The sequence below is a fragment of the Pseudarthrobacter sp. fls2-241-R2A-168 genome (genome assembly GCF_030209335.1).
Classification (GTDB): Bacteria; Actinomycetota; Actinomycetes; order Actinomycetales; family Micrococcaceae; genus Arthrobacter.
Window position 1 is genome coordinate 192,712 of sequence record NZ_JARVSG010000004.1, and the last position, 14,250, is coordinate 206,961.

The window sequence follows — 14,250 nt, forward strand, 5'->3', positions numbered from 1 at the left end:
CGTCCCGATATCAGCCGACTTGACGGATGTGGGGTCAGGGCGGAACGTGGCCTCATGGAGGTACGCGTTCTTGGAGCGCTGACGCTCGATGACGATCGGATTCCTTTGGCACCGCGCGATCGTGTGGTGTTCGGTGCGCTCATGGTCCGCTTGGGCTCATCTTTGTCGGTCGAATCCCTCGCCGAGGCGCTCTGGGGCGTTGATCTGCCGGCCTCATGGTCGAAGGTGATTCCGGGCTGCATCATGCGGTTGCGTCGGCTCATCGCGCCTGCACGGATCGAAACGACCCCGTTCGGGTATCGGCTGACCGCGGACCATATCGAGGTCGACGCCGACCAGTTCGAGCGGCTCGTCAGTCGGGGTTCCCAACAGCTGAAGCTTGGTGAGCCGGAACGTGCCGCACACTCGTACTCGGAGGCCCTCGCGCTGTGGAGGGGTGAGGCGTTCGTCGAACTCATCGATTGGGGGCCGGCTCAGATCGCCTCCGGCCGTCTTGAGGAGATCCGCCTCGGAGCCGAGGAGCTACTCCTCGATGCGCGGCTGCAAGCCGGCGAGGTTCAGGAGGTCGCCGCCTTAGCGCGCACCCGCGTCGCCGAAGCTCCGCTGCGCGAGCGGCGATGGGTCATGCTGAGCGTGGCGCAGTACCGCCAGGGCCGGCAAGCGGAGGCGCTGGCCACCGTACGCAGGGCGCGGGGACTCCTTGTTGCCGATCTTGGACTGGATCCGTGCACAGAGCTCGCCGAACTGGAGCAGGCCATTCTCAGGCAGGATCCCTCGTTACTGTCCGCCCAGGTATTGCGGGCCGGGAGCTCCGAGTGTCCGTACTTCGGCCTGCCTCCCGCGGGCGTGACGGATGCCGAGTGGTACTTCGGTCGCGCGCAGGAGCTGACCGGAGCACTGCGGGCGCTTGATGAACACGGCGTGCTCCTCATCGCGGGCGCGTCGGGCCTCGGCAAGTCCTCATTCGTTAGGGCCGGGATAGCCGCCCAGTTCACCGCACGCGGCACGCAGGTCGTCATAGTAACGCCCGGCGAGCGTCCTCTCGAGGCCCTTCGAGACGTAGTTCGACGCCCCGGGGATTCGCTGCTCATCGTCGATCAATGCGAACAGGCGTTCGCCGCGGACGACCCCGCCGAGATCATGAAGTTCTTCGACGCTCTGTCGCGAGAGGCTTTCCGCGGGATGCTCGTCGTCACCATCCGCGCGGACCGTCTGGGAGACCTGGCTGAACACAAAGGCTTCGCCGAGATCATCCAATCGCACATGCTCATGCTGACCGCGCTGAGCCCCGAAGGACTCCGTGCCGTGATCGAGAAGCCGGCGGATCAGGCTGGACTCATCCTGGAACCAGGCCTCGTCGAGATCCTTATCCGCGACGCCGACGGGCGAAACCTTCCACTGTTGTCCCACGCCCTGCACCAGGTGTGGTTACGGCGCGAGGGCCGCGTCATGACCGTCGACGGGTATCGGGCATCCGGTGAGATCGACGGTGCCGTCGCGAAGACCGCGGAAGAGGTCTTCGGCGCGCTCTCCCCGGAGGGCACGCGGCTGCTGCGCGACATCCTTCTCCGTCTCGTCGAAGCATCTGCAGACGGTGTGGTGATTTCCCGTCGGATCGAGCGCACGCGGATCGCAATCGACGAGGACCATGCCAAGATCGTCGATCGACTGGTCGATGCCCGCCTGCTCACCACCGATGAGGAGTCGGTTCAGCTATCCCACGAAGCGGTTGCACGAGAATGGCCACGGTTGAAGGAGTGGCTAGCCGATGATATCGAGGGCCAACGGATCATGCGGCATCTTGGTTCCGCAGCCACCGCCTGGGATGCGATGGGGCGCCCAAACGGCGAGCTCTATCGCGGCGGCCGCCAAACGGCGGCCCAGCAGTGGCGGGATGCAGTCAAGCCCGCGCTCACAGTGGTTGAGCGAGAGTTCCTAGAAGCCTGCGCAGCTGCTGAGACCGCAGGACTGGCGGCTACCCAGAGACAGCTAAGTAAGGAGCGCAGCATGGTGCGCCGACTGTCCTGGGTGTCTGCCGGCGCAGTGGCTCTCGCGATCGTTGCTATCACGGCGAGTCTTGTGGCAGGGTTCCAGGCAAGTCTCGCCGGCGAGCGTGCAACGGTCGCAGAGGCGCGGCGCGTTGCCGCGACCGCGCTGGAGGATCCGGACTTCGATCGAGCGCTGCTGCTCGCGGTGGAGGCCATCCAGATCTGGGACAGCACCGAGACACGTACCAACCTCGTGCGGGTGTTCGCGCGGGCACCCCGGGTCACGAGCATCACCCGCATTCAGGAAGACGGAGTGACGCCCGCGAGCATGTCGCTCGCAAAGAACGGAACCCGAGCATCAGTGATCGACAGTGACGACGATTTACGGCTATTCGATCTCGCCAATCGATCCCAGCTCGGCGAATACTCACCCTTCGGAGGAATGGTGGCGGCAACCGCCGTCGACCCTGTCTCGGGCACCGTTGCATTCAGCCAGGCGTTGGGACTCTGCAACGCCCTCCCCTGCGATCGTGGACGAACGGGAACGCTCGATCTGGCTTACGGGGGTCGCGCCGGCTTGAAGACCTACCAGGGCTTGCCTGAGGCGGCGGCAGACGTTGAATACTCCACCGACGGATTCCTCTTTGCAGCGCTGGAGGCGACATCCTGGATCGAATCGTCCGGGAGCGTCGCCCTCTGGCGTGCCGGCACTGGGGACCCGATGCTATTGGACCTGGACGTGAACAGCTCTGACCCCGGCCCCTCCGGGTGGGTCGGACAGTTCGGCGCGGTCAAGTTTGCGCCGGACGGCTCGCGGCTGTACGCCAGTCGATTAGGACCCACCATGGTGTTTGATACGTCCTCGGGAAAGGCGATCGACCAGATTGCCGGCAACGGGCTTCTGGCCGTCAGCCCGGACGGCCGTCGAATTGCACTCCGGGACGGCTTACTCGCGGTCCGCATCGTCGATGTTTCCGGGGCAACGCCACCTATCACGGTCCCATTGCCAGCGACTCCAACCGTGGCGGACTTCAGTCCTGACGGCCATCAAATCGCCATCCCAGCCGGCACCCGCGTGGTGGTGGTGAACACCGGGACTGGCAACGTCGCGGAGAATCTTCGCACTCACGAGGGCGAGGTCACCGCAGCGGAGTTCCGGTCGACCGGTGAGCTGGTGACGGCCGGAGCAGACGGCGCGATGGTGACGTGGGACCTCGGCGATTGGTCGGCGAATTTTCGCACCGACACTTTCACCAGCAAAGGCACGTTCCTCGAAGAGGAGGACGAGCGCAGGCTCCTACTCGAACAGACTGACGGGAACACTCAAGTGATCGTCGCCGAGCCGACGGCGTGGGAGGAGCGCGCGTGTCGGATCGCGGGACGAATACTGACCCAACAGGAGTGGGGGGAGCTCTTAGGGGCTCGGCCCTACGCCCCGGCATGCCGCGAGTGACCGCGGCTGTACGTTCGAGACGCCCCATAGGATCGAATCAGTGTCAAGGTGACAGTGCCGCTCGAAACCCTGGAGAAACGAGACGTCGCAACCAGTGAACAATCCCCTCATCTGCACAGTCACAGATTTTCGGCGGAGTGCTGGATGTGCGGTGGCAAGGGCAATTCTCGTAACTATGTATTGCAACCCTCAGGCAAAATCGAGTACTCATCGTTAGTTATGAGACACACGAGCGCCCGTAAGCCAGAGCGGACTAGTGCGGCAGCAGTTAACTGATCGGCGGCAGGACCGACGGGCCACTGATTGACAGAGTGCTGTGAATGTCTCGTTCGACAGGCTCAGCCACGGCCAGGGTTTCGCCAGGCTCAACCGCCGCCCGATGCAGTAACGCCCTAGTAACGGCCTGTGTGAGCAAATGCGAAATGCCTACCAGGCATGAGGAGCAAGAGTGAACTCGGGCAGGGTTCCAGTACGCCGGCCGGACGCGCAGCGCAGCCGTGGATCGCCCATGCCTGCAGCCGCCCGGCTTAACACTGTCCGGCGGAAGTCGCCTTCAGCCCCCACAACGGGGGTGGATCTCAGCCACTCAATAATTCAGTGGTTTGCCATTATTGCGCCCTTGACCACTGTCGCCACCGCGCTGGCATTTTGGTTCGGCTGGACCATGACGGCTACCCGCACCGCCTATTTCGGCATAGATCAAAGCATTCTCGAATACTCCACCGTGGACTATCTGCTGCGAAGCGCCGACGCGATCATTGTGCCTGCGATATCCATACTTCTCATCAGTGTTGTCTGTATTGGAATTCACGCCCTTACACTCAATATCATCGGCCGGGGCGGCGTACACAGGTACATTCTCTTCGGGGCGTGGATAGTCCTCTTTGCGGGCGTTCTGGTCACCACGCTTGGCGTGTGGGTGATGTTTGAGGAACCTCCTTTCGTCTCCCCTTTCCTCTTTGAACCGGTTGCCCTGGGCAGCGGCGTTGCGGTAAGCGCCTACGCCTTTTGGGTCCTTCGGAGGCTGGCCGCACCGAGCGGCCAAAGGCTCAGATATCTGCCCATGTGGGAGAAACTCGGCTACGTGTGCACTGTGCTGCTGGTGGTTCTGGCATTGTTCTGGGCCTGCTCGCTCTACGCCGCGGCGCTGGGTACAGGCAGGTCCCGCGAATATGAACGAGAGCTGGCTAAACGCCCCTCCGTGGTTGTTTACAGCGTCCACTCACTGGCTCTGGCGAGCCCGGTCCGGGAGGACAGGATTCCGGACCCGGACGCGAAATATCACTTCAAATACACGGGATTGAAGTTTGTCACCAGGAGCGCTGACAAATTCTTTCTTCTTCCCGAAGGCTGGCGGCGCGAGAGCGGTGTGGCAATCGTCCTGGAAGAAAATCCGGAATATCGAGTCGAATTCGTTCCAGGAGGCTGAGAGTTGAGACATTCAGCAATGGAAATGTGCATTGCATGCCTACTTGGCGTGGGCGTCCTATCTTCCTGCACAGGTCCATCCGGCGGTGCCCGGAATACGGAGGACTCACAGCCGGTAGTTGAGAACCGGGTGCGGATTGGCGAGGACACCTGGATAGTCCAGGCCGCGCAGACCAACCCCGTTGCTGTTGCCGGCACTGTTGAGTCGATCGAAGTCACCAACGGCACTGATTCTGACGTGAGCGTGCCCGACGTCGGCCTAAACAACACGGCGTTCCGCGTCATTTTCAACGGCTGCACGGGAATCCTGAAGCCAGGTAAAGCGTGCGTGGTGCGCGGGGAATGGACCACCACCCAACTGCGGGAGGCCAACCTGGAAGTAACCGTGGCCGAACCGAACGCTCCGGAAGGATCAGTGAGGAAGGGGATTTCAGTCCCGCTCCCAGCGCCCGGGGCCGCCACCGCCGGCAATGCAACCCTGCCACCCACCACAGGTTCCATGTCCGGGCCCGCGCCGTCGCCGTCGACCACCTCTCCGTTCCCGCCGTCGCCGTCGCCGTCGGCAAGTTCAGGGACCGCTACGCCGGCGCCTGTGACCACCACCGTCAGACCCACCACGGGAACGCCTGCAGTGGGAGCACCCCCACGGCAAGTTGCTCCAACCCGAAGGTAAAGCGGCTTTCCCCCTATGACACCTTTTTTGACCGGCAGGAGAGAGTGCACTCTCCCTATCGAAGAAGGGGGTAGCAGCTTATTGACAGCACTGTTCGTACTGAGGATGCTCATTCATACCTGCCTCATCCTTTTGACAAATCGGAAATCAGGTTTCCATGGGCACCGTGGGCTGTGGGGAACTAAAACTGGACTTACTTCGGTCCTGGCGGCTTCGCCGGGACGACGAAATTCTCCATGTTGCAACACGCCAGCAACGGCTGATCGCTGCCTTGGCCGTGCATGGACCTGGCATGCGGGGGTATCTGAGCGGCCTGTTATGGCCGGAGTACCCTGACGCCAGGGCACTGGAAAGCCTGCGCGTCACGGTGCACCTGATTTCCCGCCAGGTGCCCGGGCTGCTGGTTAACGGCGGAGCCATGCTGTCCCTGGACGAGCGGGTGGACGTTGATGTGCAGCGCGTCCGGGCCCAGATCCAGGCTCTCCAGGAAGACCGGCACACGGGGAACGGCGCCGCCTTTTTGCATGACCTGCGCGACGCTGAACTGCTCCCCGGCTGGTACGAGGACTGGGTGGTCTTCGCGCAGAACCGCCTGACGGAGGAGCGTTTCCAGGCCCTCGCCCTGCTGGCGCGGAAATCCCTCGCCGCAGGTGATTGTGAAACGGCAGCGGAAGCTGCCCACGGCACACTGGAAATTGAGCCCCTCTACGAGCGTGCCGTTTCGTGGCTCGTTGCGGCGGAACTGCAGCGCGAAAATCCCGGCGCAGCCCTGCGGGCCTACGAACGGTACCGGGAGCAGCTGGAAAAGGACATGGGTCTCCTGCCCTCCGGATCCCTCACCGCCCTCGTGGCCCACCTCCTTGACCGCCAGGCCCGTCCGGTGGCGGACCGCCTGATTGCAGCCGCCGGTTCCCTGCTGGGCGGGCGGGCCGCGCTCAACCCCACCTAGGCAGTAACGCAGCCGTAACGGCTCCCGTGCTCCACTCTCTCCATGGGAAACACCCTTCACGACGGCCGGCTCCCGGTAATCTACGTCCGCGGGTTTGCGGGCACCGGCTCCGCGATCAACAGTGCTGTTGACGACCCCTTCTACGGGTTCAGCCAAGGCTCGGTCCATGTCCGTGCCGACGGCGGCGGACGGGCAAAATTCCACCAGTTCGAGTCGCCCATGCTGCGCCTGGTGGCAGACCACCACTACGAGGTGCCGGTCCATGGGGACCACTCGGCCTTCCTGAACAGCGCGGACGCCAAGTCCGTGAATCCGGCGTCGATCTGGATCCACCGCTTCTACGACGACGCGGCGGACACCTTCGATGAGGAGGCCGAAAACTTCACGTTCGAGGAAGCGGCAAAGGACCTGTTCGGCATGATCAAACTCGTGCTGGAGAAAACCGGTGCCCCCAAGGTCTTCCTTGTGGCGCACTCCATGGGAGGACTCATCTGCCGCTCACTCCTGCAGCGCGTCATCCCCGAAAGCCTGGCCGGCGACGACGGCGGGATCGACCCCGCGGCCGGCGCCAGGTACGTCGCCAGAGTGTTCACGTATGCCACGCCGCACGGCGGAATCCGGTTCGCCGTCGGCCTGGGCCTGTTCGAGAAACTCCGGGACGCCACACGCTTCCAGGGGGCAGACATCTTCGGCCCTGACCGCATGTACGAATACCTCACGCCACCAGCGCTCCGGCGGATCCGGACGCGCGAAAGCTTCCACGCCACCGAGATGCCCGACGACGGGTTCCCCGTGGACGAACTCTTCTGCCTGGTGGGGTCCAACCCTGAGGACTACGACGTCGCCATGGGCCTGTCCTCCAAAGCGGTGGGTGCCCGAAGCGACGGGCTGGTCCAGATCGACAATGCCGCCGTCAAAGGCGCGGTGGTGGCCGTGGTGCATCGCAGCCACAGCGGACGCTACGGCATCGTCAACTCAGAAGAGGGCTACCAGAACCTCCAACGCTTCCTCTTCGGCGACCTCAAAGTTGAGGTGGAACTGGTGGGCTTCACCGTGGGCAGGGCCGACCCGCCGGAAGTCGAGTACCAACTCGACGTGGGCCTGGCCATCCGCGGGCTTCCCGTCCTGGTCCACGAACAAAGTGCTGCCCACTTCTGCCCGGTCCAGATCGAGCACTGGAAAGAAGGGGACCCCATCGACTCACCGGTCCCGCTGTTGACCACGTTCCTTTCGTCCGCGGCCCCACGGCCACGCGTCGATGGGAAGGAAGTACCCCGCCTGCGCCAGGCGCTCAAGCTGACGCTGATGTCCATCATCGAAAAGGACGGGCACTTCTTCTTTGCCGACCACCTGGAGCAGACCGAGGACTGGCAGGACACACTGCTGGTGGACATCGAACCGCCTTCTGAGGCCCGGCCCTTGCCCAAGGCCTGGGCAGCGTGGAACAGCACCATTCCTGGCGCCCTTCGCAACTGGGACGCGGGCGATGAGGACCAGCTGAAGGACACCGACCCCACCCTGAACCGCTGGCAGGGATTCATTCCCGTTCCCGTCGTGTCCAGGAGCCTCCTCGGACAAAAAGCCGGCCTCCGCCTGACGGTGACCCCCAGGACACTGGTCCTCTAACACCATCCATCCCCCGCTCAAAGGAGACCTGAAATGATTAACCCCAATTCCTTCCCAGCGTCCGAGAACGCGTCCGGGTCCATCCCGGAGGCGGACTATTCCGGCGCCGAGACCACAGGCCGGTTCATCGTGGTGTTTGCCCGGGAAGAGGGCAGCCCCTCCTCGGTGCTGGAATCGGCAGGACTGTCCAACGTGGCGGACTCGCGTGACTTCAAGGACCGCGAAGTGGATGTCTCTGAAACCAGCGGCGCGGACGCCACGTTCTTCAGTTCCCTGGGCATCGCCGTGGTTTCGGCGGCGCCGGAGCAGATCGGCGCGCTGCAGAGCACCGAAGCGGTGCAGGGGGCGGTGTTGTCCGTATCGCCGGAACTGATCCACCACGTCCTCCCGGCAGGCCCCATAGAATACGTCAGGGGCTACCGCGACGCTGTCCTGGACCTGGACACCCGCCTTAACGGCGGAAACGGTCAGGGCGCGGCGGTGGCGGCACCCCCAACGGTGCCCATCTTCCAGGACACGGCCCAGTTCACGTGGGGGCTGCAGGCGGTCCAGGCCCACTCATCCCAGTATTCCGGGCGCGGGGTCAAGGTGGCCGTCCTGGACACCGGCTTCGACTCAACCCACCCGGACTTCGCCGGACGCAACATCACCATCCGTTCCTTCATCCAAGGGGAACCCGCCACGGACGGACACGGGCACGGCACGCACTGCATCGGCACATCCTGCGGCGCCAAGTCCCCGTCCACGGGGCCGCGCTACGGCGTGGCCTACGAGGCGGAAATTTTCGCCGGCAAGGTGCTCAGCAACGCCGGGTCAGGCAGCGACGCCGGGATCCTCGCCGGCATCGACTGGGCGGTGACCAGCGGCTGCGCCATTATTTCCATGTCCCTGGGAGCCGACGTGCCACAGGTCCACCCGCCCTATGTGGCGGCCGGCGAACGGGCACTGGACGCCGGGACGCTGATCATCGCGGCCGCCGGAAACAACGCCAAGCGGCTCCAGGGCAACTTCGGTTTTGTGGGCACCCCGGCCAACAGCCCCTTCATCATGGCTGTGGGCGCTTTGGACCATCAGCTGGACGTTGCCTTCTTCTCCGCACGCAGCCTGCCGGTGCGCGGCGGGCAGGTTGACGTTGCCGGCCCCGGCTGGCAGGTCTACTCGTCCTGGCCCATGCCTACCCGGTACCGGAGCATCAGCGGCACCAGCATGGCAACGCCCCATGCCGCGGGCGTTGCCGCCCTCTGGGCACAGGCCACCGGCTTCCGTGGCCGGGAACTCTGGTCTTCACTGGTCCAGGAATGCGACCGGCTGATGGCACCGTCTTTGGACGTTGGCTCCGGCCTGGTCATCGCCCCGCTGTGAGCACCGCTGTACGTACCGCAATGAGGATAATCTGAAGCATGGTCAACATCAACATCACGGTGGACCCGGAGCACGTGTCCGCCATCGCCGATGTCGCGGACGCCCTGCGCGCCCGCGGCATGCAGGTGGAGCAGGTGCTGCAGATGGGCTTCATCACTGGGTCCGCTGAGGATGACAGCCTGCCCGCCCTGAAGTCCGTGCACGGCGTGCAGTCCGTGGACGAGGACCTGGGATACCGGCTGCCGCCCCCGGAGGCAGACATCCAGTAGGCGAACGGCACACCCCTGGTGACTCACCACTGGATGGCTCACCACTGGATGTACTCACCACTGGATGTCCGACGGATCCTCCAGCGGCCGCCGGTCACCCACCGAGTCCGGGACCACGAGCGTGTCAGCCTGCCGCAGCGTTTCCGCGAACTGCAGGCTGGTCCGTTCCTCGATTTCGGTCACGGCAACCTGGAAAACCCGGAATTCGTCGAGTTCGAGCGCTTCCACCTGGATGAGGTTCTGGGTCAGCAGGAAGGCCCTGCTCTTGAGCTGTCCCTGCTCCACAAACGCGATGATCTTCCAGTACTCGCGCGGCAGGCGGATGCCCCGATACGCGCGGTCATCGTCCTGGAGGACGGGCCCGCCAAACACACTGACTTTCAGGCGGTCGACGTCGACGTCCGCGAACACCGCGTCCTCGATCCGTCCCCAGACCCCGTTCTTGCTGCTTTGGTTGAAATCGTCCATCTGCGGGGTGATGTTGGTGAAGTAGAACGAGTCCTTGTTGGCCCGGGCCGCCTCGTCGGGCTGTCCCCAGACCAGATCGGCGCGGCGGGCGATGTGCCCACGGTCCAGCCGGTTGCCGCTGTACAGCTCGTCACCTGTCTGGACGTCGGCCGGGACGCGGGGGTCCTTGATGAAAGTGATGCCGGTCCGGCTAAGTTTTACCAAGCCGGCGCCGTCGATGTTCCACGCCACCCAGCGGGCAAACCGCCGGGACTTACTCATCGAGAGTGAAAAGTGGGTGTACGGGATGACCTCCGAGCCTGCGAGGCGGACAGCGTCACTGTCCAGGCCGGCGGCAAGGGTGGGCAGGCCGATGTGGGGGCCGAGGAAATCACTGCCGAACCCTTCGGGAACATCCTCGGCGGCCTCAGGAGCTGCCGGCGGGCGGAGGGTGATCTCCAGCTTTTCGAACACGGATTGGGGCAGGCAGGCCAGGGCGTGCTCGTCAGGGCTGTCGCCCGATTCCCCGCCGAAATGCAGGCCCGCCAGAACGGTTGTGAGCCCTCCGGCAGGGGTCTTGAAAATCCACACGGACCCCGAGTCCCCACCGCGGCTGATTTCCCCGTCCACCGGGGGATTGTCCGGGTCCGGGCCGATTTCGAAGCCACCGATGGCGTGGGTCCCCGCGGACCCGTAACTCAGTTTTGCGATCACATCCACCCGGCGCACCTTGCCATGGGTCACCCCCGTGGTGCGGCCGCTTTTGACCACCTTGTCACCGATTTCGGGTTCGCCGAGCTGATCCGGGGTCACGTCCAACGACTGGATCGCGGTAGTGAATCCGCGGTCCTCGATGGTTGCCACAGCACAATCTCCGGCGACGCCCAGGTGGGAGCGCACCAGCTTGCCCAGCCCGTTGGCGCTCACCCGGTTGTCGTCGTGCGGGCCCGGCTGCACCACCGCGTCGCCCAGGGCGCCCGACTCACCGTGCAGCACATGCCAGTTGCTGAGGATCATGGGTGTGCCCTCGTGCCTGTCATACACGATGCAGCCGATGGTGCCGGCGCTGGACCGGAAGTGGCCCACGCTGACCCCCGGCCTGATGGGATCGAGCCGGACTTTGGTGGCCGGCGGCTCCACCTCGGCGACCGCCCGGAACGAGGGACGGTAGTTCCGCTCAATAACATCAGTGGGCACGGCAACCCCGTCCACCACGATCGCTTCCGGTATGGGCGTGGTGTTGAGGGCCTCCAGGGCTTCCGGCGCCGCCTTCTCACCCACCGTGAACTGGAGGGCAATCTCGCCTGTGGACACACCGTCAACCACTTTGTGGCCCACACCGATCGAAGTGATGTTCGGATCCTCAAGGTAGGCGGCGCCTCTGGTCCGGATGAACTGCCGCAGCGAAGCCAGCAACTGCTCTTCGTCAGGTGTTGCTTCCGGGGCGGGGCGGTCGGTGGTGTTCATGCCATGTCCATTTCCTGGTGGTGCCTTTTACTGCCGGCCGCGGCGGGCCATCCCGGGGTGCGTCGGAGGTGACGTACGACGGCGGCCGCGGGCCGCCGTCGTACCTTACGGTTCCTGCCACCCGCCTGCTCAGGCGCTGACGGACATGCCCAGGGCCGGCATGGCGCCTTCCTTGTCAGGCGTGCCGGGCTTGCCCGTGGGCTCCTTGGCTGGGGCGTCCATAACCCCGGCGGGCATGGCCGCCGCTGCGGGCTGCTTGTGGCCGTTGTTTGTCACGCTCCCGGCCATGGTGCCGGTTGGCATGTCCACTGTTTCGGGGACCACTGCCGCGGAGGCAGCGTCGGCGCCTGCCTCCTCCGCCATGGCAGCAGCGCCGGAAGCGCCGGTGGATTCTTCGGTCAGGAAAGGACTGTTCTGCCACATGTGCCACAGCGCGTTGTCCGTGCCGCGGACGAAGACCTCCAGCCGGCCGTCCGCGTTGTTCCCCACGGTGATGTTGGACGTGAGGATGCCGCCCAGGGAGGCCCAGCCGGACCAGCCGCTGTTGGGGGCCGTTTGCCACATATGCCACAGGGCGTTGTCCGTGCCGCGGACGAAAGCCTCGAGGCGTCCGCTCGCGTTCCTGCCTACGGCGATATCGGAGGTGAGGATGCCGCCCAGGGAGGCCCAGCCGGACCAGCCGCTGTTGGGTGCTGTCTGCCACTTGTGCCACAGGGCGTTGTCGGTGCCGCGGACGAAGACCTCGAGCCGGCCGTCGGCGTTGCTGCCGGTGGTGATGTTGGAGGTGAGCACGCCGCCCAGGGACTGCCAGCCGGCCCAGTTGCCGTTGGGTGCTGTCTGCCACCGGTGCCAGAGGGCGTTATCCGTGCCGCGGGCGAAGATTTCGAGACGGCCGTCCGCGTTCCTGCCCACGGAGATCTCGGAGGTGATCACGCCGCCCAGGGAAGCCCAGCCGGCCCAGTTTCCATTGGGCGCAGTCTGCCACCGGTGCCACACAGCGCCATCGGTACCGCGGGCGAAGACCTCGAGGCGGCCGTCCGCGTTGCGTCCGGTGGCCGGCGGCCCCGTGATCACGCCGCCCAGGGAATTCCAGCCGGACCAGTTGCCGTTGGGGGTGGTCTGCCACATGTGCCAGAGAGCGTTGTCGGTGCCGCGGGCGAAGATTTCCAGCCGGCCGTCCTGGTTGTTGGCCACGGCGATCTCGGTGGTAATCACGCCGCCCAGGGAGGCCCAGCCGGACCAGTTGCCGTTGGGCGCGGTTTGCCATCGGTGCCACACAGCTCCGTCGGTGCCCCGGACGAAGGCTTCCAGCCGGCCATCCTTGTTGTTGCCTACGGAGATGTCCGAGGTGAGGGTGCCGCCCAGGGAGTTCCAGCCGGACCAGGCCTGCGGCGCTGCCGGGTACAGCGCCCGGTATCCGTCGATGTCGTCCTGGGTGAGGGCCCGTTTGGTGAAGTTGGATGCCACGGTGGGTGCCATCACGGAATTCGCAACGCTCGAGTGCAAGAGGCCCACGATATGGCCGAGTTCGTGGAGTGCCACCGTTTCGATGTCGAAGGCGCTTGCCACTGCGCCCACGCTCCACACGTGCTCGCTGTCGTCGAAGTGCACCGGCTTGGGCAACGTGTTGGTGATGACGCTGCAGCCGGGAGGGAAGTCGGCGTGGGCCAGGATGCCGCCCACCATCGAATGGTCCGGGTCCGCCGCGGGCCGCCATCCGATCCGGATGTCGGGGCTGGAACCGAGGGCCACTTCGGTGAACGTCAGTCCGCCCAGGTTTTGCCAGGTCTGGATGGCCCGCCTGATGGCGTCGAACTCGGCGGTGCCGCCGACGTCGTCGGTTCCGGTGTCGAACGCGAACGTCAGGGTCCGGTCGCCCCAGGCACACGCGGTGGAGAAGGCCAGGCCGTCGCCGCGCATGTCCGGAAGCCCGCAGCGGGGCTGCATCATCGCGTCCCGGGTGGCGTCGTCGAACACGCCGGTGACCGGCAGGTGGAAGAACTCCTGGAAGTTCCTCAGGGCTCCTTCGGTGGGGTCGTCCAGGACGCCGATGTCCCGTGCGGTGGATTCGGCGAGGTAGCCGAACCGCTCAAGGTAGGCCTGGACCTTGCCGAAGCCCGGGTTGCCTTCACCCGCGGCCGTGTTTGAGACCGCCGCGAGGTACGGGGCGGCGGGGTATTGCTCTTCAGACATGAGACTCTCCTTCATCAGTACGGATGCTTCGCAGGATCTGCAGGGCGACGTCCCTTTCACCGTCTGCCGGTTGATGGACGACGGCGGTGGCGCGGCCGGGGATGGCGACCGCAACGGTGCGGGTGCCCTCCTCTTCAAACACCACAAAGTCAGCGGATTGGCTGGCCACAGCCTCCTGCCAATGCTCGTAGCCGGGCTTGTCCGCGTAGCGGGTGAGGGGGTCGGCGAAGGGGCTGGCATCCACAGTCAGCCGCATGCCGGCGCCCTCAAGGGTGGCGGCGCCGCTTTCGATGCCGTGCTCCTCCGACGGGGCAAGCTGGGCCGGCACGTCCAGGGCCAGGCCCGCCATCCGGACCGAACTCCAGGGCTGCCTCATCACACCGGCCTCACACGCG

At 65.1% G+C, this 14,250-nt stretch carries 10 protein-coding genes; 7 read left to right on the top strand and 3 right to left on the bottom strand.

All coding sequences use genetic code 11. From position 1 onward, the window contains the following. Positions 1-54: 54 nt before the first annotated feature. From QRN11_RS02845 to QRN11_RS02875, 7 genes are all read left to right on the top strand, one after another. Positions 55-3,441 carry an nSTAND1 domain-containing NTPase gene (locus tag QRN11_RS02845; protein WP_285249793.1) on the top strand — a complete coding sequence of 1,129 codons (3,387 nt, stop codon included), beginning with the start codon at positions 55-57 and terminating at the stop codon, positions 3,439-3,441. A gap of 619 nt (positions 3,442-4,060) precedes the next feature. Further along, complete coding sequence (locus QRN11_RS02850) at positions 4,061-4,870, top strand: hypothetical protein (protein WP_285249794.1); 810 nt, start codon at positions 4,061-4,063, stop codon at positions 4,868-4,870. A 48-nt stretch (positions 4,871-4,918) separates the two neighbouring features. Then, positions 4,919-5,542 carry a hypothetical protein gene (locus QRN11_RS02855; protein WP_285249795.1) on the top strand — a complete coding sequence of 208 codons (624 nt, stop codon included), beginning with the start codon at positions 4,919-4,921 and terminating at the stop codon, positions 5,540-5,542. A gap of 292 nt (positions 5,543-5,834) precedes the next feature. After that, positions 5,835-6,491, top strand: a complete 657-nt coding sequence (locus QRN11_RS02860; protein ID WP_285249796.1) for an AfsR/SARP family transcriptional regulator — start codon at positions 5,835-5,837, stop codon at positions 6,489-6,491. 42 nt (positions 6,492-6,533) lie between these two features. Continuing rightward, positions 6,534-8,117 carry an alpha/beta hydrolase gene (locus QRN11_RS02865; protein WP_285249797.1) on the top strand — a complete coding sequence of 528 codons (1,584 nt, stop codon included), beginning with the start codon at positions 6,534-6,536 and terminating at the stop codon, positions 8,115-8,117. A gap of 33 nt (positions 8,118-8,150) precedes the next feature. Continuing rightward, entirely contained in the window at positions 8,151-9,479 is a 1,329-nt protein-coding gene (locus QRN11_RS02870) for a S8 family serine peptidase (RefSeq protein ID WP_285249798.1), read from the top strand. 38 nt (positions 9,480-9,517) lie between these two features. Further along, the gene (locus QRN11_RS02875; RefSeq protein WP_091416562.1) at positions 9,518-9,748 is read left to right on the top strand and encodes a hypothetical protein; all 231 of its coding nucleotides are present in this window, start codon (positions 9,518-9,520) and stop codon (positions 9,746-9,748) included. A gap of 54 nt (positions 9,749-9,802) precedes the next feature. On the opposite strand, the gene QRN11_RS02880 is transcribed toward QRN11_RS02875, so the two are convergent. The 3 genes from QRN11_RS02880 to QRN11_RS02890 all read right to left on the bottom strand — a co-directional run bounded on the left by QRN11_RS02880 (position 9,803) and on the right by QRN11_RS02890 (position 14,231). Then, positions 9,803-11,662 (bottom strand): DNA/RNA non-specific endonuclease, encoded by a 1,860-nt coding sequence (locus QRN11_RS02880; RefSeq protein ID WP_285249799.1) that lies wholly within the window; start codon positions 11,660-11,662, stop codon positions 9,803-9,805. Between the two features lie 129 nt (positions 11,663-11,791). Beyond that, positions 11,792-13,855 (bottom strand): DUF8189 domain-containing protein, encoded by a 2,064-nt coding sequence (locus QRN11_RS02885; protein WP_285249800.1) that lies wholly within the window; start codon positions 13,853-13,855, stop codon positions 11,792-11,794. Next, positions 13,848-14,231: a hypothetical protein gene (locus tag QRN11_RS02890; protein WP_285249801.1), complete on the bottom strand. Its 384-nt coding sequence runs from the start codon at positions 14,229-14,231 to the stop codon at positions 13,848-13,850. The genes QRN11_RS02885 and QRN11_RS02890 overlap by 8 nt, the downstream gene beginning before the upstream one ends. Positions 14,232-14,250: the final 19 nt, after the last annotated feature.

What these genes read in the sequence shown, in the direction of transcription:
- QRN11_RS02880 (WP_285249799.1), bottom strand. Translation starts at nt 11,662, where the DNA reads ATGAACACCACCGACCGCCCCGCCCCGGAAGCAACACCTGACGAAGAG.
- QRN11_RS02845 (WP_285249793.1), top strand. Translation starts at nt 55, where the DNA reads ATGGAGGTACGCGTTCTTGGAGCGCTGACGCTCGATGACGATCGGATT.
- QRN11_RS02860 (WP_285249796.1), top strand. Translation starts at nt 5,835, where the DNA reads ATGCGGGGGTATCTGAGCGGCCTGTTATGGCCGGAGTACCCTGACGCC.
- QRN11_RS02875 (WP_091416562.1), top strand. Translation starts at nt 9,518, where the DNA reads ATGGTCAACATCAACATCACGGTGGACCCGGAGCACGTGTCCGCCATC.
- QRN11_RS02890 (WP_285249801.1), bottom strand. Translation starts at nt 14,231, where the DNA reads ATGAGGCAGCCCTGGAGTTCGGTCCGGATGGCGGGCCTGGCCCTGGAC.
- QRN11_RS02885 (WP_285249800.1), bottom strand. Translation starts at nt 13,855, where the DNA reads ATGTCTGAAGAGCAATACCCCGCCGCCCCGTACCTCGCGGCGGTCTCA.
- QRN11_RS02870 (WP_285249798.1), top strand. Translation starts at nt 8,151, where the DNA reads ATGATTAACCCCAATTCCTTCCCAGCGTCCGAGAACGCGTCCGGGTCC.
- QRN11_RS02865 (WP_285249797.1), top strand. Translation starts at nt 6,534, where the DNA reads ATGGGAAACACCCTTCACGACGGCCGGCTCCCGGTAATCTACGTCCGC.